Below are 22,945 nucleotides of genomic sequence, written 5' to 3'. Positions count from 1 at the left end.
GCAAAATGTATTAGTATATGATTTAAATCTTACTTTCATATGTAAGTTTTCATTTCTTTATTTAATTAAAACAACTACACCTTTACTGGTAATGGTTTCGCCATAAAACGTATCTCCAGAAAACGTATAATAATAATTTCCGTTTTCTGCATTTGAGCCCTTGATTTTCCCATCCCATCCTCTAAGACTTTCGCCTTCTTCAGAATACACCATACTTCCCCAAGTATCATAAATCTCAAATTTCATGTTAGATAACGCAATTTGCGAGGGTAAAAAGTAGTCGTTAAGCGCATCATCATTAGGTGTAAATGCATTAGGGACTATTAAGCTATAGCCTTTCTGAATATTTAATGTTAATGTTCTGGTATACACACAATCAAAAGGATAAATTACAGTTTGTGTTACTATATAGGTTCCAACGGTTTTGTAGGTATGAATAGGATTTTCTTCACTTGAAAAATTGCCATCACCAAAATCCCAAGACATACCAACATAATTACCACTTGAAGTGTTGGTAAATTGGATAGGGTCTTCAATAGAATAAAACCCAAAATTTGTAATAGCTTCTGAAGTTAAAGTGAAATTGGGGTCTCCCAATTCTGGAATAGCAACATTGTACGAAAACGATATTGAGCAGCCTATACTATCCGTTACATCAATAACCACCAAACCATTCACATTGGTTTGCATAATTTCATTGTTTGCCCCACTAACCGTTCCGCTAGACCATGAGATTTGATAAGGCGGCACACCACCACTAGGTTGGGCTATAAACGATTGATCGACAGTTTTAGCGTCACAATCAAAACTGGTATCTGTTTCCACAGCAACTTCTAGCGGTTCAAATCTGTTTATGGTAAAAGTATCTGAGATTTCACAATTGTTAGCATCAGTAACCGTAAGTGTATAATCGCCTGGTGGAATATTATTCAAATCCTCAGTATTAGCTCCGTTAGACCATGAATAGGTGAGAGGTTGGGTTCCTCCAGTAATAATTGCATTTATCGCGCCACTATTTGCATCAGCACAATCTAAAGCATCCGTTTTAGTGCCAGATATATTAACCGCAGCAGGTTCGGTAATCACAAAAGTTTCGGTAATTACACAAGGTTTTCCATCGGTAATTGTAACCGTGTAAGTGCCTGGGCCAAGGTTGTTACGTTCTACACCTGCAGTTGGGTCGTCATCCCAATTCAAATCAATAGGTTCAATACCGCCTTCTAAATTAAGTACAATTCTAGCGTCATTAGCACCGAAACACGATACATTAGTTACTTCTGGGGTAATTCTAAAAATTGGAGGTGCATCAATTACCACAGTGGCTTCTTTAATACAATCTGTAGCATCAGTTACGGTAATGACATAAGTACCTGGTGATAAATTATTTTGAACAGGCCCAGAGCCTAAATTACTCCAAGCTATGGTATATGGTCCATTTCCGCCAGAAATAGTATCAATGGTTATGGATGCATCATTATCATTATAACATTCAATTTCCGTGGCAGTTATATCAATTATAATCTCGTCTGTTTGGTCTATTATCACTTCCAATGTATCGGTACAATTAGAGCGATCTGTAACCGTTACATTATAAGTCCCCGCAAATAGTCCCGTTAAATTTTGATTTGTACTTGCAAATCCGTTAGGCCCTGTCCAATTATATGCATAATCAAAGACACCAGGTGATATCTCAAAAGGTCTGCCGCCTGTGATATTTACATTAATTTCTCCAGTAGCTTCACCAAAGCAAATAACATCAACTTGAGTATTTAAAGTGGCTTGCAATTCTGGAGGTTCAATTACCGAAAAACTTTGAATAATTGGATTACAATTATTGGCATCAGTGACAGTTATTTCATAAGTTCCAGGTGGTAAATTAGTTAAATCTTCATCTGTACTATATGGCGCACCATTTCTTGTCCAGCTATAAGTGTAAGGTACTGTACCACCAGAAACGTCAATACCGATAGCGCCATCATCTTCTTGGAAACAAGAAATTGTTTCTGGATCAAAATCGATCGTACTGAATATCAATTCATCAGGCTCTGTAATGGCGAATGTTTCAGAAAACGGACAACCACCATCATCTAAAATAGACACTGTATAATCTCCTGGTGCTAAATTTGAAATATCTTCTGAAGTATTAGTATACCCATTCGGTCCTGTCCAATTAATTTGATACGGATTCCCTGTTGAAAACGGCACACCACCAGAAATTGTGATATCTAAAGCACCTCCATTATCTAAATAACAACTACTATTCGTTTGAATGGATGTGATACTTATCGAGGGATTTACAGTAATTACAACTTGAAAATCAGTACCAATACAAGCTCCTAAATTAGGCGTTACTGTGTATGTTACTGTTGACGGGTTTGTTGTAGTGTTAGTTAGTGTTTGACTTATTGATAGTTGAGGCGTTGTTTCTTGAGAAGCTCCAGTAATAGTCCCTGCAGGATTTATTACAGGGCTTGTCCATGTATAGGTTGTTCCCGTTGGTGCGGTATCACCTCCAGTACTATCTGGTGTTATGGTGAAAGCATTTCCGCTACAAATAATATCTGTTTTATCGCTAATATCTGGCGTCTCATTAACGGTTTGTTCAGAAATTATAGAAGTAATCTCAGTACAACCACCAGATGAAAATGTAATGATTGCATAATAATACACAGTACCAACCATTCCAGAAGGCGGTGTATATGTAGTTCCTGTTTCACCAGCAATGGGAGTGCCCGTTGTCGTATCATTTACAGTATTTGAATACCATTGAAATGTTGGTGTACCAACACCGTTTGCAAATGCCACAGATAGTGTATTGAATGCTTCACCAAAACAAATAGTTTCAGAAATTGGCTGATTGGTAATTGTAGGTGCTTGGTTTATGATAACTTCTGAGACATCACTTACAACACTACATCCAGGGTTAGGTTGTGTAATTTCAGCATAGTAATATAAGGTGCCAACCGCGGTGGTTGGAGGTGTGAAAATAGCGTTAGTTGCTCCTGTAATGATAGTCCCACCAGTATTCGCATTGGCTGTATTACTGTACCATTGAAACTCGTAATTTGTTCCTAATCCACCAGTAACTTGAATTTCTAAATCTTGAGGTGTTGAGCCTTGACATAATTCTTGGCTTATTATAGGTTGAGATGTGATTGTTGGATCGTCTACAACCCTAATTTCTGCTACTTCGCTCGTTACAGGGGCACACCCGCTGCCACTTGCCGTAACGGTAACGTAATAATAAAATGTACCTGGAGTATTATAAACAGCAGAGGTGTAACTTATTCCTGTTTCACCAGGTATTGCTGTACCTCCAGTATTAGAATTTGTAGTATTTAAATACCATTGATAGGTAATAGTTCCAGTACCGCCAGAATGCGTTATGGTTAAATCTGTTGCAAAACTACCACCGACACATATGCTTTGAGTTGGGATTGGATTGGTATCAATTTGAATACTTTCAACCACCTCAATTCTAGCTGTATTGGATGTAATCTCATTACATCCAGCACCAGAGGTAAATGACGCTATCACATAATAAAATGTTACACCAACAGGAGTGTTTGGAGGTGTATACGTCGCATTTGTTTCGCCCGTAATTGCAGTTCCTGTAGCAGTATCATTTGCGGTATTTGAATACCACTGATAGCTTGGGGTTCCGGGACCATTAACAGAGACAGACAATTGATTAATTGAACCATTTAAACATATAGTTTCAGATTGCGGCTGACTTGTGAATTCTGGTGCAGGGTCAACAGTGATAACCAAATTAACAGGTGCGCCATCACAATTGCCGTTAGAAGGTGTTATGGTATAGGTAACATCTTCTGAAGTCGTATTAGAATTAAAAATCGTTTGAACAGGTATGGTGCTAGTAGTGCCATTTGTAACAAAACCTGTAACACCAGGAGGTGCAGTGGCAGACCATGTAAAGGTTGTTCCTGTAATATCTGATGTGAGATTCACTTCAGTCGTCGCAGTTCCAGAACAAATTGTTTGCGTTAAATCTGTATTTGTTAGTGTTGGAATTTGAAAAATTTCGAAATCTTCAGTATCAATTGTAGTTCCACAACTTGATGTTACACTGAAACTTATTTGATAAACGCCGGGTGTATTGTAAACAATAGTTCCTGGATTGAGTGTTGTTGCTGTAGCTGGTGTTCCACCTGGAAAACTCCAATTGTAAGTTACAGTTTCTGTAGCTGGCGCACAGGTATTAACTGAAGCTGTCGGGTTTATCGAAGCCGTACCACAAAAATCGGCAACTGCATCAATAGCAACAGTAGGGGGTTGCTTTACTTCAATAGTTTCAGAAACCATATCACTTCCGCAGGTATTTGTTGTGGTTAAGGACAACGTATAAGTTCCAGCACTAATAAATTCAAAAGATGGATTAGCACTATTTTCATCTGTACCGTTGGTAAAATTCCACTGAGCTACTCCGGTACTACAAAAACCAGAGGCATAGGTTACTTCCCATAAATATGTAACGCCGCCACAACTTTCACTTAAATCTGTGGTATTTGTAGTTTGGACATCTAAGGGCGAACAACCGTTATTTGTATCTAAAGTAAAAGCAGCTGTTAAATCTGCTTCAATACAAATGTCTTTGGTAATGGTATCGGTTACGCCACAGGAATTCTCAGCATAAAGAGATACTGTAAATGTACCTGTTGTGGTATATGTATGCGTAGGATCTCGATCATTTGAGGTGTTGCCATCACCAAAATCCCAAAAATAACCATCGTTGATACTACAATTATTACTATAACCGTTTAGCGAGGTGTTATCAAATAAAACAGGCGTATTTACACAACTAATCGGTGGATCCTCAAAATCAACTTCAGGTTTTCGCAAAATAATAATGGGTCCTGCCGTTAGGTTGGTTTGTCCGCATGATGTTGTGATGAATAAAAACACAGTATAACTAAAAGGACAACTGGTCTCGGTATAAGTATGGGGAATCGGGAAATCTTGAGAATTTACAGGGTCTGCGGCATTAAAATATGTAGAAGCTTCCAACTGTGCTTGCGTATAATTTTCAACGGTTCCATCTCCAAAATCTACTTGATAATTAGTATCAGGAGGATTAGTTGCCCATGACCCTATTGCAAACTCAATAGGGGCAACAGGTGTACATAAATTAACGGTATTTCCAGGATTTACAATCGCACCAGTAGGATTGCTGGAGTTCTTAATTAAATAGGTTACTGTATTGTTACAATTAGTGCCATTTCCAGTAATTTCCATATTAAAAGACCCTAATTGGGTATAAGTATGTGTAGCAGGAAAGGTAACACCTGTTTCTACAGGGCTGCCGTCGCCCCAGTCCACGTCATAGGAGCTTATACAAGGCGATACATTGTCTATTCCAACATTAATCGTGTAAGAAGGATCTGTCGTGTTATTACCACAATTATTAAATGGATTAAAAGGACTATCAACATCTCTAAAATCTAATAACGGTTTTTGTTGCACAGTTATAGGTTTTGTAATAGAAGCAGTACATCCATTATCATCAGTAACAGTAAGCGTAACATTAAAAATTTGATTACCACATCCTAGTGCATCAAAAACATGGGTGGGGTTATTGTTGTTAGATGTGGTACCATCCCCAAAATTCCAGTTGTAAGTAAAAGGACTAGCACCAGAAATATTTGTTGTAAAATTTACTGGCGTTCCAGAACAAGTATTGTCATTAGTAAAGTTAAAATCTACTATTGGCAATTCATGTATGGTAACAGTGGCGGTACCAGACGCAGCTTCACTATCGCCAGTAATGTCTTCAACAGAAACTAATCGATATGCAAATGTACCAGTGGTTCCTGTATTTACAGACAAGTTTACTGAATTATTCGAACCCGCTGTTGATACTGTTAAATTTCCACCTCCATTAATGGTATAAGTGAATGTGTAAGGTGCAACACCTCCAGATCCTGTAAAGGTTATCTCTGGTGCTGGTGTACTATTTAGGCACACCTCAGTTGTTCCAGAAATAGAGGCTGAAGGTGGTAAAATTGAAAGTTCATTGTTCACTAAGTATTGAACTTTTTGGGATGTGTCTTTTAGCGCAAATAAAGATGCAATTATTACTATGGAAAATAATGCAATAAGAAAAGATTTCTTCAGCATGAAAAAAAGTTATGTTAATAGCTGTTCCTAAAATATAGATTCTTTTTTAGCTTGCACTGAAAATTTCGAGATAATGTGATTTTTATCTACAAAATACCCAGAATTGCTTATGTATAATGACAATTATAACGTTCCTACTTTATAGTATTTACGTATTCATTATATTTAAGAATTAAAAAGATATTATGAAAGCTCTAGTTATTTCAGGAGGAGGAAGTAAAGGTGCGTATGCTGGTGGTGTTGCGCAATACTTAATGGAAGTTGAGGGGCGGGACTATGATATGTTTTTGGGGACATCGACAGGTAGTTTGTTGGTGCCGCATCTTGCAGCGGGAGAAATCGATAAAATTTATAATGTGTACACGAATGTTACACAGCGCGATATTTTTAGTGTAAATCCGTTTACCATAAGAAAGAAAGGTAATAGGGAATTCGTTTCTATTGATTTCTTAAACACGTTGTGGCAATTTATTAAAATGAAACGCACCTTTGGAGAGAGTAAAGCTTTAAGGCGCCACATTAAAAAACATTTTACAATTGACGAGTATCATAAAATAAAGGAAACGAAAGATGATGTTGTGGTAACAGTCTCAAATTTGTCCAAAAATAGAGTGGAGTATAAGTCTATCAAAGATTATGATTATGATGAGTTTTGTGAATGGATATGGATTTCTTGTAATTATATTCCGTTTATGTCGCTAGTTACAAAAAACGAATTTGAATATGCTGATGGTGGTTTAGGATGTGTAATTCCTATTAGAGAAGCAATTCTACGAGGGGCAACTGAAGTTGATGCCATTGTTTTAGAATCTGAAAGTATGGAGTATAATAAGGTACTAGGAAAAAACCCATTTTCATTATTGATAAATTTATTTGGGCACCTTTCTGATCAAATAGAGCGCAATGATATTACTATTGGTAAATTGGCTGCAAAAAATAGAGGTGTAAAACTCAATTTGTATTATACGCCCTCAAAATTAACCGAAAACTCTTTGATTTTCAACAAAAAACTCATGACATCATGGTGGCAACAAGGTTGGGATTACGCAAAAAACAGATGTAAACAAGGAAAATCTAATGAATTACGTTTGGATACTGATGCCCTACCATAATTCTCTAACTTCTTCTTTTAAAATCGATATGGCAGCATCACTAGGTGAATGGCGCTCCATCATTTCGGTTAAAAGTACTTCTCGAAGCTTATCTGCCGAATCGGTTTTTTCAGATAAATTAGCTTTTCGTATTAGTTGCACTGTTGCTGCTTTTGCTGTACTTATCACACTCCAACATTTTTCACTAACATATATTTGTTGTGTGAGGTTATGCTCCATTTCCTGCTGAATGCTTTGTATTAACAAAGCTTCGTAATCATCTTTATCAGAAGATGTTGGCTTAACTCTAAGTAATAATTTATTTGGAGAGATGCGTTCTAAAAAAAGAGTTAACCTTTCGTAGGCTTGAAGACGAAGTGGCATAGATGTAGTTTGTAGATCTTTCTTTAAAAGAAAACGTCTTCTACCGTCTTCATTTTCTGTATGGGTTTTAAAAAAATAGTAGGCGATTAATCCTGTAATTAATGCTGGTAGTGTAAATAAAAATAAATCTATTATTCTGCTAGAATCCATATTTGTTGGTTAATTATTTTTGGGCAATTAGTGTTTACCTCCCAAATATACACAATCTTTAAGATGTTGCATACCATCAAAAGGCACTGGTGTTTTGTTATACATATATGCTTTATCTAATTCTTTTGATAAATTATGATCATCTACATTCATTTCCACATCAGTCATTTTAAACTGACACGGATGCTCGTAACCTGCCGCATGGGTAATTTCTACCAATTCTTTTTTAAATGTCTTAAAATATTGTGCTAAACGCACAGACTTTAAAGTAGGGTCAATGCCATTTTGCAACCATGTACTCTGGGTAGCAATACCGGTAGGACAACGGTTGGTATGACAAATTTGTGCTTGTATACACCCAATGCTTAACATAGCTTCGCGCGCAACATTTATACAATCTACTCCCATTGCAAATGCCATAGCAGCTTTTGCAGGAAAGCCTAGTTTTCCACTACCAATAAACACCACCCTGTCGCATAACCCCTTAGATTTAAATAATTTATAAACGTCGGCAAACCCATATACCCATGGTAAAGATACATGATCTGCAAAACTTGGAGGCGCAGCTCCTGTACCACCTTCACCGCCATCAACAGTAATAAAATCGGGACCTTTTCCAGTTTTTAGCATAATATCTGCTAGCTCTTCCCATTGCTCTAGTTTTCCAATGGCAGCTTTAATACCAACAGGCAGTCCTGTATTTTCAGCAATAGCTTCAATAAAGTCTACCATCTCTGGTACAGTCGAAAATGCTTTGTGAGTAGGAGGGGAAAGCACATCTTTACCAACTTCAACACCACGTATTTCAGCTATTTCTTTAGATATCTTTTTACCTGGAAGCACACCACCTTTTCCTGGTTTTGCACCTTGAGAAAGTTTTATTTCAATAGCTCTAACATAAGGATTGTCTTCTACCAATTTCACCATTTTTTTCATGGAAAACCCGCCATCTTTAGAGCGTACACCAAAATAACCTGTCCCAAAATGAAATACCACATCACCGCCATTACAATGATAAGGAGACAAACCTCCTTCACCTGTATTATGATACGCATCTGCCATAGCAACACCCTTATTTAGTGATTCTACAGCTTTTGCAGATAATGACCCATAACTCATAGCAGAAACGTTGATTATAGAAGCAGGTCGATAAGGCTTCTTACGTTTGTTATAAGCCCCAATAACTTTGGCACATGGTAAAAATGTACTGTCTATAGCATGTGGATGCCCTTCTTTTATTTTAAAAGGCATCATCGCGTTGTTTATAAAGATATGCTGATGCGCGTAAATATCTCTGTCGGTACCAAATCCCTCATAATTGTTTTCCTTTTTAGCGGAAGCATATACCCAGCTGCGCTCAATACGATTAAATGGTAATTCCTCTCTATTATTGGCAACAAAATATTGGCGCATCTCTGGACCAATACTTTCTAGCATATATCGAATATGCCCCACTAAAGGAAAGTTATGAATAATAGTATGCTTTCTCTGAAAAATATCACGAATTGCGATTAAAACCAAAACAATAATAACCCATAACCACCAAGGAATACTGGACAAAACATTTAAAACTGAATCCATAGCATATATTTAAAAAAGAAGCTAAATATATTCAAAAATTAATTAAAAGGAATTGTTTATAATTATTGATAAATCTAACAGAATATACCACAAACAATGGTTATTTTCACATGTTGAAAAAGAGGAAACTTTGGAAGAATATTTAAATCAATTAAACAGCGCACAACGAGAGCCTACCATCCAGATAGAAGGCCCTATGATAGTAATTGCAGGCGCAGGTTCTGGAAAAACGAGAGTACTTACATACCGAATTGCTTATATGATGAGTAAAGGTATAGACCCCTTCAATATTTTATCCTTAACCTTTACCAATAAGGCAGCACGCGAAATGAAAGACCGTATCGCAGCTATCGTTGGTGCTAGTGAAGCCAAAAACTTGTGGATGGGAACATTTCATTCGGTATTTGCAAAAATTTTACGCATTGAAGCCGATAGATTAGGCTATCCAAGTAATTTTACTATTTATGACACTCAAGATTCCGATAGATTAATTGCCTCAATTATCAAAGAAATGAATCTTGATAAGGATATTTATAAATACAAACAGATTCGGTCCCGAATTTCTTCTTACAAAAACAGTTTGATAACGGTTCGCGCTTATTTTCAAAACCCTGAGCTGATTGAAGCCGATACCATGGCAAGAAGACCAAAAATGGGCGATATCTACAAAGCATATGTTGAGCGTTGTTTTAAGGCTGGGGCTATGGACTTTGATGATTTATTACTAAAAACGAATGAGTTGCTAACACGCTTTCCAGAAGTGTTGGCGAAATATCAGAATCGGTTTAAATATATCTTGGTGGATGAGTACCAAGACACCAACCATTCACAATATTTAATTGTTAGGGCATTATCTGATAAATTTCAAAATATTTGTGTTGTTGGTGATGACGCACAGAGTATTTATGCCTTTAGAGGTGCGAACATTAATAATATCTTAAATTTCCAAAAAGATTATGACGATGTTAAGGTATTCCGTTTGGAACAAAATTACCGTTCTACAAAAAACATTGTGAATGCGGCAAATTCTATCATTGACAAGAACCAAACGAAGCTTGAAAAAATAGTTTGGACAGCTAATGAAGAAGGCGCAAAAATAAAGGTAAACCGGTCTTTAACCGATGGCGATGAAGGCCGATATGTGGCCAGTACCATTTTTGAGACTAAAATGCAAGAGCACGTGCACAATAGTGATTTCGCGGTGTTGTATCGTACCAATGCACAGTCCCGTGCCATTGAAGATGCTTTGCGTAAGCGAGATATTAAATACCGTATTTATGGTGGTTTATCGTTTTACCAGCGTAAGGAAATTAAAGATGTATTATCCTATTTGCGCTTAGTGATTAATCCTGCGGATGAAGAGGCGTTAAAGCGCATCATCAATTTTCCACCACGTGGCATCGGGCAAACCACTGTAGATAAATTAGTAGTTGCCGCCAATGGATATGATAAACCTATTTTTGATGTTATAAAGAATTTAGATAGAGCAAATATTAATGTTAATTCTGGCACAAAAACAAAACTTGAAAATTTTGCGACGCTAATTGAAAGTTACCAAGTAATGAACCAAACTGCTGATGTTTTCGAGTTGGCAGAACACGTTACTAAAACTAGCGGTTTAATTAGGGAGTTTAATAAGGATGGTACGCCCGAAGGTGTCGCTAGAATGGAAAATATCGAAGAATTGCTAAACGGTATGAAAGATTTCGTGGAGGGCCAAAAAGAAATAGCCGATGCCACGGGGTCTTTAGCAGAATTTTTAGAAGATGTAGCTTTGGCAACAGATTTGGATAACGATAAGGGTGATAGCGACCATGTGGCATTAATGACTATTCATTTAGCTAAAGGATTAGAGTTTCCGTACGTGTTTATTGTAGGATTGGAAGAGGATTTGTTCCCAAGCGCTATGAGCATGAATACCCGTAGTGAACTAGAGGAGGAGCGACGTTTATTTTATGTAGCATTAACGAGAGCAGAAAAACAAGCCTATTTAACCTATGCTTTATCTCGTTACCGATGGGGAAAATTGATTGATGCAGAACCTAGCAGATTTATTGAAGAAATAGACGAACAGTATTTGGATATTGTTACACCAATCGAAGAGCGCCGCTATAACCCTATGCTAGATGCTAGTATTTTTGGCGATGTTCATCCTGAGGATGCTCGAAGGGTTGAACCAAAAGAGATCGCGTCACCAAATAAAATCAGGTATAAACCTGCTAAACAGTTCAAACCAAAAAAAGGAGCAACAAAAAAAGAACCTGAAAAGTTTAAAGTATCAACACCAAAAAATTTAAAACCTGTTTCTAAAACCACTAATGGGGCATCTAATTTGTTTGACAGCAAATTAGTAGTAGGAAACATTGTAAAGCATATTCGTTTTGGTAAAGGTGAAGTGCTTAAAATTGAAGGTAGCGGAGCAGATACTAAGGCTGAAATACAATTTGAGGCTGGTGGGAACAAAAAATTATTGCTACGTTTTGCGAAGTTAGAGGTGATTGGGTAATAGGCATTGATGTAATAGTAAATACAAGTAATGTTTATATTTTCTATTATATGCCCATACTACTTCATGTATTTCCCTTTTTTACTGCCTTCATACATCACGTATTTTACAAAACGCGATTCTAATTTAGCGTTGTACAGCTGTATTTTTCTAGAAGGGCGCAAGCCAACATGTTTTAAGGCATCTAAATTACTGGTTATAAACCAAGCATCGGTGCCTGGGTAGTTTTGTTTTAGGGTATCACCAATATCGGCGTACAATTTTTCCATATCGATATCCAAACGCTCGCCGTATGGTGGGTTAAATACCATATGCAGTTTTTCCTGTCCGCCTTTTTGGGTTTTAAAGAAATCTTCGTGTTTTATGGTAATAAAATCATCTAACTGCGCATTTGCCACATTTTCTTGAGCTTTACGTACGGCACTTGGTGCTTTATCATACCCAATAATTTGGTAATGAAAATCTCTGGTTTTCTTTAGCAGGGATTCCTCAATTTTTTCAAACAAATCTACATCCCAATCTTGCCAACGTTCAAAAGCAAATTCTTTTCGCATGAGGTTTGGTGGAATGTTACAGGCTATCATTGCCGCTTCAATAGGTATTGTGCCCGAGCCGCACATAGGATCCATAAAATCAGACTGTCCGTCCCAACCAGATAGCATAATTAATCCTGCTGCCAACACTTCGTTTATAGGTGCAATATTGGTGGCTAATTTATAACCACGTTTATGTAAGGATTCTCCTGAAGAATCTAAAGAAATGGTGCATTCTTTTCGGTCAATGCGTACATTTATTTTTAAATCGGGGAACTTTAAATCCACATTAGGGCGTTGGCCTGTATTTTCCCGAAAACGGTCTACAATAGCATCTTTTGTTTTTTGTGCAATAAAGAGCGAATGTGTAAACAAATCAGAATGTATGGTAGCATCTACCGCTAAAGAGCCTGTGGGTTTTAAGTAATTTTCCCAGGGCATGTTTTTTATGTTGTCGTACAAGTCTTTTTCATTATCAACCCTAAAAGTTTTTATGGGTTTAAGAATTTTTATAGCGGTACGCAATGCTAAATTTGCTTTGTACATAAACCCTTTGTCTCCTACAAATTCTACAACACGCACACCTTTTTTTACGTGCATCGCTCCGAGTTGTGTGAGTTCTTTTTCTAGCAATTCTTCAAAACCATAAAGGGTTTTGGCTACCATATTAAAATTTTCTCCCATAGTTTTCGCTCAATGAAATTATGTCCGATAAGATTGCAAAAATAGTGTAATTTTGCGGCAAATGAATGACCATAGCAAATAAGTGGGTTAGGGATTGCAGCGGCATCCTTTTAGTGTTGGTGGCTGAGGTGGTTACTTAGTTTATCGAAGTGTTCTCGAAGCCACCAATACTAAAAGATATAGCGTAAAGCCCGACCCGAAAGGGTAACCCCCAAAAGAATATATGACGGAAGATACAGCTAAATGGTTTAAATCGTGGTTTGATACGCGCTTTTACCATATTTTATACAGAGACAGGGATGCTACTGAGGCACAAGTATTTATGGATAATCTTACAAATTATTTAAATCTACCCGAGAATGGTACTATTTTAGATTTGGCTTGTGGTAAAGGCCGGCATTCGCGGTATTTGAACAAAATTGGATATGATGTAACTGGCATTGATTTAAGCACGAACAGTATTGCTTATGCGAAGCAATTTGAAAACCACAGGTTGCGTTTTGAGGTGCACGATATGTGCAAGCCTTACCCTAAAAAGTTTGATGCTGTATTTAATTTGTTTACAAGTTTCGGTTATTTTGAAAATGATGAAGACAACTTAAACACCATTAAAGCGATTAAAGCCGACTTGAAAGACACGGGTTTCGCGGTAATTGACTTTATGAATACAGAGCACGTAATTGCCAATTTGGTACCAGAAGACACTAAGACTGTGGATGGTATAACGTTTTACCAAAAGCGTTATGTTGCCAATGGGTATATTGTGAAGGATATTAGTTTTGAGGCGGATGGAAAAGTGTTTAATTTTCAGGAACGGGTAAAAGCATTTACTTTAGCAGATTTTGAAGTGCTATTTGAGGCGGCTGGTGTGCATTTACTTGATGTGTTTGGTGATTATAGATTGCAAAAGTATCATACAGCAACTTCAGACCGTTTGGTAATGATTTTTAAATAATCGATAATCGACATTTAAGTATTTCACTCTTGTGGAAACTAAACTAAATTGAATTAAAATTTTAATGAATAAATTTCTTTTTCCTGTTTACGCTGTTTTAATTGGTTTGGTGATTGCAAAACTTACCAAGAATAAAACCACTTGGAATACGAAGTTGTTACTTTCGTTTAGTGGTGCATTTTTATTGGCTTTAACCCTTTTTGAGCTGTTACCTGAAGTTTATAATCATTTAGATACCAAATTGACAGGGCTCTTTATTATGTGCGGCATTTTACTGCAGATTGTTTTAGAGCTATTCTCTAAAGGTGCAGAACACGGGCATGTACATGTGCATAACCACTCAACAGCCTTTCCGTGGCTATTGTTTATAAGTTTATGTATTCATAGTTTTTTAGAGGGCTTCCCCATACATGAGCATAATGATATGGTTTATGGTGTTTTAGTACATAAAATTCCAATTGCAGCTTTGGTAAGTATGTTTTTATTTAAATCGAAATTTAGTACTACTCAAATCATCACATTTTTAACGGTGTTTACTATAATGACACCTTTAGGAACGCTAATATCTAATACTGTTGATATTAATGAACAACTGGCACATATTATTAACGCAATTGTTATAGGTATCTTTTTCCATATCTCTACAACGATTTTGTTTGAAAGTGGAGAAGGACATAAATTTAATCTAAGCAAGTTTATTGCAATAATTTTAGGTGTTGGGATTGCGTATTTTATATAAAAAAAGCCTTTCCCTAACCCTTTCCAAAGGAAAGGGAATACTTTTGTGGAATAGAGATTAGATGTTTTTTTAACTAAAAAATAAAAGGTATTATAGGTTATAAAGAGTTTGAGTATTTCCTCCCCACTTGGGGAGGATTAAGGAGGGGCAGCTGTTATGTTTAGCAAAGAAGAATCTCGCATATTACGCCAAGAGTTTTGGACCAGTTTTGGGAAGTCCTTTCCCAGAAAATGGATTTTGTATAACACAAAATTGAAAGGTTTAAGTTTTAAATTTCATTTTGATACGAAACAAGCATTGGTAGCCTTGGATTTAGAAGACGATTTAGAACATCGCATTAAATACTGGGAAAAACTAGAAGCCTTAAAGTCTATTTTAATAGATGAATATTTACCCCACGCTATTTATGAAGAGGAGTGTTTTTTGGAAAACCACAAAGAGATTTCTAGAATTTATGTGCCCTTAGCGCAAAAAGTGTCCATTCATAATAAAAATACATGGCAAGATGTGATGGTATTCTTTAATGAGACGATGAATTTGTTCGAAGCATTTTTCGTCGAATACAAGGAGGTTATTGAGGGATGACAACTGATAAGTTTTCATTTGAAAAAAGGAAAGATTATAGAATCAACAATTTATTGCTGCGTTTCTAGTATATAAACTTATTCTAATTAAGAATTAGTTTAAACAATCACAAAGTATTAAAGCGTGTTAAAATGCCATTTTTAATTGGTAATAATCCGTATTTTTGCCCGAGCAAAAAAAGTGCAAATTGTTATGTTAGACAAACTCGCTAGAATTCTTTTTTCTACAAGACTTACCGCTGTTTTATTCATTGCTTTTGCTGCTGCTATGGCAACAGGAACGTTTATGGATGCAGGACAAGACACCTCACCAACACCATACACTAGAAATTTAATTTACAACGCTTGGTGGTTTGAGGCTATTATGGGGATGTTCGTTGTGAATTTTGTAGGTAATATTTTTAGGTTCAGGTTGTATAAAAAGGAAAAGTGGGCTACGTTTATTCTTCATATTTCATTCATTTTTATTTTGTTAGGTGCGTTTATTACGCGATATATAGGTTATGAAGGCATGATGGCCATTCGTGAAGGTGCTACGGAAAATCAATTTTTATCACAGAAAACATACCTCACGGGTAGGATTTTTGGTGACTATAAAATAAACGGTGTGAGCCAAATGCGTACCATAGAGGAAGAAGTTGATTTTTCTCCCAGATTGAATAATAGCTTAAAAATTGAAACAGAATATGGCGGACAGCCTGTAACCATTGAGTTAGAGAAATTTATTGCAGGAGCGGAGGAAGATATTATTCCAGACGAGAATGGGGAATCCTACCTAAAATTAGTAGAAGCTGGGACAAACGGGCCTCATAATCACTTTTTAAAAGTAGGGCAGGTGGCGAGCATTCATAATGTTTTGTTTGCATTAAATAAACCTACAGACGGGGCAGTTAACATTACGTTTCAGGGCGATTCGTTAAGTATCAAATCGCCGTTTGAAGGTGAATATATGACCATGGCAACAAGGGCACAGGGTAAATTGGTTAAAGATAGCATACAGCCTTTATATTTACGTTCTCGGTACGTTATTGGCAATATGCAGTTGGTATTCCCGAAACCTGTGGTGAAAGGCGTTTTTGATATAGTTCAAAAATCAAAAATCCTAAAAAATGATGATGATGGGCTAGTCTTAAAAGTAACTTCTAATGGAGAAACCAAACTTGTAGGTGTATTAGGAGGTAAGGGAACTGATAGAAATTTTAAGGAAGTAAATGTAGGTGGTTTGGAGATTGCCTTAAAATATGGTTCTAAAGTACTTGAACTGCCATTTGCATTAAAATTGAATGATTTTGAAGCCGAAAAATATCCTGGTTCTGAAGTAAATTCAGCTTATTCCAGTGAAGTTACCGTGGTTGATGAGCAAGAAGGAAGTTTTGACTATAAAATATTTATGAATAACATTTTGGACCATCGTGGATATCGCTTCTTTCAGGCGAGTTATGATCCAGATGAAAAAGGGACGGTGCTTTCTGTAAACCATGACTATTGGGGTACTTTAATTACATACATTGGCTATATTATGCTGTATTTCGGACTCATGGCGATTATGTTTAGTAAAGGTTCCCGCTTTAGTGATTTAAAAGAGTATTTAGAAAAGGTAAAAGCCAAAAAAGGAAAATTATTAACTGTTTTTCTATTATGTTTTAGTTTGTTTGGTATTGCTCAGGAAACACAACATACACCAGATGACGGTCATGATCATGGGCATAAATTTGAAAAGCCTACTAAAGCACAAATTGATTCGGTCTTAAAAGCGAATATCACACCAAAAACACATGCTGATAAATTTGGGCATTTGGTAATTCAGGATATAAGCGGCCGTATGATGCCGGTAAACACCTATGCTTCTGAATTATTACGAAAACTAAGTAAAAGTGATTCGTATGAGGATTTTGATGCAAACCAAGTGTTTTTATCCATGCAAGAGAGCCCAAGGTTATGGTACAGCGTGCCAATTATATATTTGCGGCCTAAGGAAACGGATTCTTTACGAAATATTATTGGTGTTTCTAAAGAAGGTAAGCACTTTGCATTAGTGGATTTTTTAAACGAAGATGGGTCTTATAAATTATCACCATATTTGAATGATGCCTATAATACTCAAGTGCCCAATGGATATCAAAAAAAATTAAAGGAAACGCACGAGCGTGTTTCGCTATTATCTAACACTATTGAAGGGCTTTCGTTAAAAATATTCCCAATTCCAGATGATGAAAATAACAAGTGGATTTCAAATTATGAATACCGCCTAGATCCTACTGTTGTTAAAGATTCGCTTTACAATAACTTTGTGAAAAACGGATTTTCAACCTATTTGTTTACGTTGAATAATGCCAAACAATCTGGGGATTATTCTCAAGCCAATAAATTATTAGAAGCTTTTAAGAAAACACAGCATAAATATGGTGCTGAGGTGATGCTTAGTGATAAAAAGGTTAAAACCGAAGTACTATATAACAAGTATGATATTTTTAAAAAGCTTTACAAATGGTTTATGTATGCTGGAAGTTTGATGTTCGTGTTTTTAATAATTCAAATTTTTAATAGTAAAAACAGATTTGTTAATATCTCGGTAAATGTGTTTAAGTTCATCATTCTTGGGTTGTTCTTATTACATACAGCAGGTTTAATTGTGCGTTGGTATATCTCTGGTCACGCACCTTGGAGTGATGCTTACGAATCTATGATATATGTAGCTTGGGCTACGATGTTTTTTGGACTGGCATTTGGAAGAAAAAGTGATTTAACTATTGCTTCCACAGCATTTGTAACGTCTATGATTTTAATGATAGCCCATTGGAATTGGATGGACCCTGCAATTGCAAACCTACAACCTGTATTAAATAGCTATTGGTTAATGATTCACGTTGCTGTTATTGTAGCAAGTTACGGACCCTTCACTTTAGGAATGATTTTAGGGGTTGTGGCACTCATTCTAATGGCCTTCACAACAAATAAGAACAAAAAAGTTATGGGGCTTAACATTCAAGAATTAACCATAATTAATGAATTGGCACTTACCGTTGGCTTAGTAATGCTTACCATTGGAAACTTTCTTGGAGGCATGTGGGCGAATGAAAGTTGGGGGCGCTATTGGGGCTGGGACCCCAAAGAAACATGGGCGCTTATTAGTATTATGGTATACGCCTTTGTAATACATATGAGATTAGTTCCTGGGCTTCGTGGGCGTTGGTTTTATAACTTAATGTCTATTGTGGCTTTTGGAAGTATTTTAATGACCTACTTTGGTGTAAATTTCTACTTAGCTGGATTGCATTCTTACGCCAGTGGCGATCAAATAGTTAGTTTGAAATTTATTGCAATTGCTTGTGTGTGTATCGCGATTTTAGGGTTTTTTGGGTATCGGGGCTACGCAAGGTATTATAAAAAGTAATTGCTTTAATTCAATTTAAGTGAGATATAACTAGGGGTAAAAAAGTCTCTAGGCTTTTTGGCCACCGTTAAGGCAACCAAATTAATTTATTGGATTTTGCGGATAATTATGTGAATCTAACTTCTAATTCACATCATATAAGTTAATTTTTCTCTTTTTAGAATGTCGCATTTTGCGGCTAAACTCATAATTTTGTTCAGAACAAAAATTAAACATGGGTATGCAATTATTTAAAGAATTTAAGGAGTTTGCTGTAAAAGGTAATATGATGGATATGGCTATCGGTATAATTATCGGAGCCGCATTTAACAAGGTTATAGATGTATTGGTAAAAAAGGTGATGTTGCCACCACTATCGCTTCTTACTGACGGTGTGCATTTTCAAAATAGAAAAATCATTTTAAAGGAGGCGGCTATAGCTGCTGATGGCTCTATACTTACAGAAGAAATAGCTATTGGTTACGGTGCTTTAGGTGAAGCGTTTTTAGACTTTATTATTATTGGTTTCACAGTGTTTATTGTTGTTAAATTCATGAATCGCCTTAAAAAGAAAGCACAGGACACGAAGGATACTACTGTAACAACACCAAAGGACATCGAATTATTGGATAAGCTTACGCAGCTTATGGAAGAGCAAAATGCACTCCTAAAATCAAAATAAAAAAAATATCCTTTTGAGTGATATTAGGATTTCTAGATAACTTCCAGCTTTTTACCAACCTTAACAAAAGCATCAATGGCTTTTTGTATATGCGCCTTATTATGAGCTGCAGACAACTGTACGCGTATTCTGGCTTTTCCTTTAGGTACAACAGGATAGAAGAATCCAATAACGTAAATACCTTCGTCTAAAAGCATTTTGGCAAAAGTTTGTGCAAGATTTGCATCGTAAAGCATAATTGGAACAATAGGGTGAATCCCTGGAATAATATCAAACCCAGCTTTGGTCATTTCGGTTCTAAAAAATTTGGTATTGTCTTCCAATTTGTCTCTTAAGGACGTGTCCTCCGCGATAAGGTCAAATACTTTTAACGTAGCACCAACAATAGCAGGTGCAAGGGTGTTAGAGAATAAGTAAGGTCTTGAATGTTGTCTTAAGATATCAACAATTTCTTTTCTAGCAGCAGTAAAACCACCAGATGCACCACCAAGAGCTTTCCCATAGGTTCCCGTAATAATGTCTACACGATCCATAACATTATGGTATTCGTGCACGCCTCTACCAGTTTTACCAATAAAACCTGTAGAATGGCATTCATCAATCATTACTAAAGCCTCATATTTATCAGCTAAGTCACAAATTTTATCTAACGGTGCGATTTTCCCGTCCATGGAAAATGAGCCATCGGTAACAATTAATTTTCTCCTTGCAGAAGACGCAGCTTTAAGTTGCGCTTCTAAATCAACCATGTCACAATTCTTATATCTAAAGCGCTGTGCTTTACACAAGCGAACACCATCTATGATAGAAGCATGATTTAATTCGTCGGAAATAATGGCATCTTCTTTTGAGAGAATAGGCTCAAACAAACCACCATTGGCATCAAAAGCGGCAGCGTATAAAATACAATCTTCCATACCTAGAAACTCTGCAGTTTTTCGTTCCAGCTCTTTGTGTATATCTTGTGTACCACAGATAAACCTCACAGAGGATAAGCCAAAGCCATGAGTATTCAATGTATCAATTCCGGCTTTAATAACGTCATCATTAGATGATAGCCCCAAATAATTATTTGCGCAGAAGTTTAATACGTCAAGATTGGTCAAAGTATCTATTTCTGCGCCTTGTTTTGAAGTGATAACACGCTCATTTTTATATAAACCACTTTCTTTAATGGTGTTTAAATCTGCTTTAAATTGTTCTTTTATAGCTCCGTACATAGCTTATGCGTTTTCAGTTTTATATTTTTCTTTTAAATTTTCTATCATGGCTTTGGTCATTGCTTTTAAGTCGTATTTCGGACTCCAATTCCAGTCTGTTCTAGCTTCTTTATCATCTATACTATCAGGCCATGAATCGGCGATACCTTGCCTAAAATCAGGTTTATATACCATTTTAAAGTTAGGAAAAATTTCAGATATGGCTTGCTTTAATTCGTAAGGATTAAAACTCATACTAGCAAGATTGTAAGACGTACGTGTTTTAATTTGTTCTATAGGTGCATCCATCAATTCAATAGTAGCACGAATAGCATCATCCATATAAATCATAGGTAAGCTAGAAGTCTCATTTAAAAAGCAAACATATGTTTCTTCTTTTATAGCATAATGGTAGGCATCAACTGCATAATCTGTAGTACCGCCACCAGGAGCGGTTTGGTAACCAATAACACCTGGATATCGTAAAGAGCGGACATCTAAATCATACTTCAAAAAGTAATAATTAGCCCAATGTTCTCCGGCGGCTTTACTCATGCCATACACTGTAGTAGGGGTTAAAAAGAAATCTTGTGGTGTATCCTTTTTTGGGGCGTTTTCACCATAAACTGCAATGGAACTTGGAAAAAACACTTTGCTTATTTTATTTAACCGTGCTACCTCTAAAACGTTTAGCAATGTTTTATTGTTTATATCCCAAGTTTTAAGTGGTTGTTTTTCGCCTTTGGCAGATAGAATTGCCGCCATATGATAGATTTGTGTAATACTATGTTCTTGAACAACATATTGAATGCTATTAAAATCAGTAGCATCTAAAAACTCAAAGTTACCTTGAAAAGAGGCATTGAATTTTATATCTGTCGCAATGATATTTTCAACGCCGTATTTCTCTTGTAATGTGTTCGTCAATACAGAACCCAATTGTCCATTGGCTCCTGTAATTAATATCTTTTCATTCATTTTAATAGAAATATGCTTAGTACTAAATTACTAATATCTTAGTAAACACAATTAAAAAAACTGTTAATAGCACATAAAAAAGTGTTTTATTCTGTAAATATTATAATTTAAACATATATTTGCTTTTGTTATGAATATTTTTATACTTCTTAAGTGATTTTTACTGGAAATGGAGCGATTAGATGATATTGATCTTAAAATACTAAGAATCCTTCAAAAGGATGCAAAAAAAACAACCAAAGATATTGCCAAAGTGCTGCATCTTACTGCAAGTCCCGTCTACGAACGTATTAGGCGTTTGGAGAAAAAGGGATATATTAAAAAATATGTTGCACTAATTGATAAAAAACTGATTAATTGTCCCGTAACAGCTATTTGTATGGTATCACTGCGCTATCATGATGAAGGTTTTATTGATAAATTTGATAGGCAAATTAAGAGTTTACTTGAAGTTCAGGAATGTTACCACATGGCTGGTAAGGTGGATTTCGTTTTAAAAATAAATCTTGGAAGTCTTGAGGAATATCATGAGTTTGTACGGTTGAAACTTTCTAAAATTGAAAATATTGGTGTTTTAGAAAGTTACTTCGTTTTAAAAGAGATAAAAACTACCACCGAATACCATTTTTAAGTTTATTGCGGGGATACTTTCTTGAAATCTTCTGATATTTTTTCAAAGAAAATCTCCTTAAAATCATTTATAACCTTATCGGCTTTAGAGTAATCCTGATTTTTAGAGTGAAAACTATCATAACCAACACAGTAGATTCCTGCTGATTTTGCTGCTGCAATACCATTGGTAGAATCTTCAATTACTATGCATTCATTTCTGCCATATCCAGAGGCTTCTGCAGCTTTTTCAAAAATTTCAGGATGTGGTTTAGATTGTTTCAAGTCAGCGCCACTTAATTTCGTTTTAAAATATTGGTTTAAGTCAAAACGCTCAAAAATCATATTTATACCACTCATGGAAGCTGATGACCCTAAAATTAGTGTCAACCCATTTTCATAATAATTTTTAATTAGGTCTAAAACCCCATCAATTAATGCTAAATCAGAATTTGTATTAAAAAACTGTTTATAATGCTTGCGTTTTAGGGTCACTAAAGTCTCGGGAGTTTCTTTTAAACTAAAATGATCACAAAGTCTTCTGCAAATATTTAAAGTAGATTGTCCAGTGAAAGATTCATACATCTCATTACTTACCTCAATTCCTACTTCGTCGAACATATCAAGATAGGCTTTACGGTGCATAGGTTCACTATCAATAATCACCCCATCCATGTCGAAAATAACTGCTTTTAGCATGTAAAATGTTTATCGCGAAGATATGACATTATGCGATTTTACTTTATTTCACACAAAAAAATG

Annotated in this window: 15 protein-coding genes; 8 read left to right on the top strand and 7 right to left on the bottom strand. The window is 36.0% G+C overall.

The annotated features are described in order from the left end of the window. Nucleotides 1-57 precede the first annotated feature (57 nt). Nucleotides 58-6,135, bottom strand: a complete 6,078-nt coding sequence (locus BMY39_RS07880; protein ID WP_092578320.1) for a PKD domain-containing protein — start codon at nt 6,133-6,135, stop codon at nt 58-60. 185 nt (nt 6,136-6,320) lie between these two features. On the opposite strand from BMY39_RS07880, the gene BMY39_RS07875 reads away from it, so the two are divergent. Beyond that, nucleotides 6,321-7,247 (top strand): patatin-like phospholipase family protein, encoded by a 927-nt coding sequence (locus BMY39_RS07875; protein ID WP_092578318.1) that lies wholly within the window; start codon nt 6,321-6,323, stop codon nt 7,245-7,247. Here the strand turns inward: BMY39_RS07875 and BMY39_RS07870 are convergent. Together BMY39_RS07870 and BMY39_RS07865 are read right to left on the bottom strand one after the other, a co-directional pair. Then, nucleotides 7,239-7,760, bottom strand: coding sequence for a DUF7935 family protein (locus BMY39_RS07870; RefSeq protein ID WP_092578316.1), 522 nt, complete (start codon nt 7,758-7,760; stop codon nt 7,239-7,241). The two genes, BMY39_RS07875 and BMY39_RS07870, sit on opposite strands and share 9 nt — an antisense overlap. A gap of 27 nt (nt 7,761-7,787) precedes the next feature. Then, complete coding sequence (locus tag BMY39_RS07865; protein ID WP_092578314.1) at nt 7,788-9,341, bottom strand: FMN-binding glutamate synthase family protein; 1,554 nt, start codon at nt 9,339-9,341, stop codon at nt 7,788-7,790. Between the two features lie 130 nt (nt 9,342-9,471). Between BMY39_RS07865 and BMY39_RS07860 the strand changes: the two genes are divergently transcribed. Next, nucleotides 9,472-11,847, top strand: a complete 2,376-nt coding sequence (locus tag BMY39_RS07860; protein ID WP_092579169.1) for an ATP-dependent helicase — start codon at nt 9,472-9,474, stop codon at nt 11,845-11,847. Between the two features lie 59 nt (nt 11,848-11,906). Here the strand turns inward: BMY39_RS07860 and BMY39_RS07855 are convergent, their stop codons facing one another. Continuing rightward, nucleotides 11,907-13,064 carry a THUMP domain-containing class I SAM-dependent RNA methyltransferase gene (locus BMY39_RS07855; RefSeq protein ID WP_092578312.1) on the bottom strand — a complete coding sequence of 386 codons (1,158 nt, stop codon included), beginning with the start codon at nt 13,062-13,064 and terminating at the stop codon, nt 11,907-11,909. 223 nt (nt 13,065-13,287) lie between these two features. Between BMY39_RS07855 and BMY39_RS07850 the strand changes: the two genes are divergently transcribed. The 5 genes from BMY39_RS07850 to mscL all read left to right on the top strand — a co-directional run bounded on the left by BMY39_RS07850 (nt 13,288) and on the right by mscL (nt 19,397). After that, nucleotides 13,288-14,019, top strand: coding sequence for a class I SAM-dependent methyltransferase (locus tag BMY39_RS07850; RefSeq protein ID WP_092578310.1), 732 nt, complete (start codon nt 13,288-13,290; stop codon nt 14,017-14,019). A gap of 64 nt (nt 14,020-14,083) precedes the next feature. Beyond that, complete coding sequence (locus BMY39_RS07845; protein WP_092578308.1) at nt 14,084-14,758, top strand: ZIP family metal transporter; 675 nt, start codon at nt 14,084-14,086, stop codon at nt 14,756-14,758. Nucleotides 14,759-14,914: 156 nt separating this feature from the next. Then, nucleotides 14,915-15,343 carry a DUF4268 domain-containing protein gene (locus tag BMY39_RS07840; protein ID WP_092578306.1) on the top strand — a complete coding sequence of 143 codons (429 nt, stop codon included), beginning with the start codon at nt 14,915-14,917 and terminating at the stop codon, nt 15,341-15,343. Between the two features lie 192 nt (nt 15,344-15,535). Further along, complete coding sequence (gene ccsA, locus BMY39_RS07835) at nt 15,536-18,736, top strand: cytochrome c biogenesis protein CcsA (protein WP_092578304.1); 3,201 nt, start codon at nt 15,536-15,538, stop codon at nt 18,734-18,736. A 220-nt stretch (nt 18,737-18,956) separates the two neighbouring features. Next, nucleotides 18,957-19,397 (top strand): large conductance mechanosensitive channel protein MscL, encoded by a 441-nt coding sequence (gene mscL, locus BMY39_RS07830; RefSeq protein WP_092579167.1) that lies wholly within the window; start codon nt 18,957-18,959, stop codon nt 19,395-19,397. A 32-nt stretch (nt 19,398-19,429) separates the two neighbouring features. Here mscL and kbl read toward each other — a convergent pair whose 3' ends face one another. Further along, nucleotides 19,430-20,617, bottom strand: coding sequence for a glycine C-acetyltransferase (kbl, locus tag BMY39_RS07825; RefSeq protein ID WP_092578302.1), 1,188 nt, complete (start codon nt 20,615-20,617; stop codon nt 19,430-19,432). A gap of 3 nt (nt 20,618-20,620) precedes the next feature. Further along, on the bottom strand, nt 20,621-21,574 hold the full coding sequence (locus BMY39_RS07820) for an NAD-dependent epimerase/dehydratase family protein (protein ID WP_092578300.1): 954 nt from the start codon (nt 21,572-21,574) through the stop codon (nt 20,621-20,623). A 169-nt stretch (nt 21,575-21,743) separates the two neighbouring features. On the opposite strand from BMY39_RS07820, the gene BMY39_RS07815 reads away from it, so the two are divergent. After that, on the top strand, nt 21,744-22,205 hold the full coding sequence (locus tag BMY39_RS07815; protein ID WP_092578299.1) for an Lrp/AsnC family transcriptional regulator: 462 nt from the start codon (nt 21,744-21,746) through the stop codon (nt 22,203-22,205). A gap of 2 nt (nt 22,206-22,207) precedes the next feature. Here the strand turns inward: BMY39_RS07815 and BMY39_RS07810 are convergent, their stop codons facing one another. Next, nucleotides 22,208-22,882: an HAD family hydrolase gene (locus BMY39_RS07810; RefSeq protein WP_092578297.1), complete on the bottom strand. Its 675-nt coding sequence runs from the start codon at nt 22,880-22,882 to the stop codon at nt 22,208-22,210. Nucleotides 22,883-22,945 lie beyond the last annotated feature (63 nt).

The sequence above is a fragment of the Hyunsoonleella jejuensis genome, from assembly GCF_900111025.1.
Taxonomy (GTDB): domain Bacteria; phylum Bacteroidota; class Bacteroidia; order Flavobacteriales; family Flavobacteriaceae; genus Jejuia; species Jejuia jejuensis.
This window is presented reverse-complemented; position numbering and strand designations above follow the sequence as displayed.

What these genes read in the sequence shown, in the direction of transcription:
- BMY39_RS07810 (WP_092578297.1), bottom strand. Translation starts at nt 22,882, where the DNA reads ATGCTAAAAGCAGTTATTTTCGACATGGATGGGGTGATTATTGATAGT.
- BMY39_RS07845 (WP_092578308.1), top strand. Translation starts at nt 14,084, where the DNA reads ATGAATAAATTTCTTTTTCCTGTTTACGCTGTTTTAATTGGTTTGGTG.
- BMY39_RS07820 (WP_092578300.1), bottom strand. Translation starts at nt 21,574, where the DNA reads ATGAATGAAAAGATATTAATTACAGGAGCCAATGGACAATTGGGTTCT.
- BMY39_RS07840 (WP_092578306.1), top strand. Translation starts at nt 14,915, where the DNA reads ATGTTTAGCAAAGAAGAATCTCGCATATTACGCCAAGAGTTTTGGACC.
- BMY39_RS07880 (WP_092578320.1), bottom strand. Translation starts at nt 6,135, where the DNA reads ATGCTGAAGAAATCTTTTCTTATTGCATTATTTTCCATAGTAATAATT.
- BMY39_RS07870 (WP_092578316.1), bottom strand. Translation starts at nt 7,760, where the DNA reads ATGGATTCTAGCAGAATAATAGATTTATTTTTATTTACACTACCAGCA.
- BMY39_RS07815 (WP_092578299.1), top strand. Translation starts at nt 21,744, where the DNA reads ATGGAGCGATTAGATGATATTGATCTTAAAATACTAAGAATCCTTCAA.
- BMY39_RS07875 (WP_092578318.1), top strand. Translation starts at nt 6,321, where the DNA reads ATGAAAGCTCTAGTTATTTCAGGAGGAGGAAGTAAAGGTGCGTATGCT.
- kbl (WP_092578302.1), bottom strand. Translation starts at nt 20,617, where the DNA reads ATGTACGGAGCTATAAAAGAACAATTTAAAGCAGATTTAAACACCATT.
- BMY39_RS07855 (WP_092578312.1), bottom strand. Translation starts at nt 13,064, where the DNA reads ATGGGAGAAAATTTTAATATGGTAGCCAAAACCCTTTATGGTTTTGAA.
- BMY39_RS07865 (WP_092578314.1), bottom strand. Translation starts at nt 9,341, where the DNA reads ATGGATTCAGTTTTAAATGTTTTGTCCAGTATTCCTTGGTGGTTATGG.
- ccsA (WP_092578304.1), top strand. Translation starts at nt 15,536, where the DNA reads ATGTTAGACAAACTCGCTAGAATTCTTTTTTCTACAAGACTTACCGCT.
- mscL (WP_092579167.1), top strand. Translation starts at nt 18,957, where the DNA reads ATGCAATTATTTAAAGAATTTAAGGAGTTTGCTGTAAAAGGTAATATG.
- BMY39_RS07850 (WP_092578310.1), top strand. Translation starts at nt 13,288, where the DNA reads ATGACGGAAGATACAGCTAAATGGTTTAAATCGTGGTTTGATACGCGC.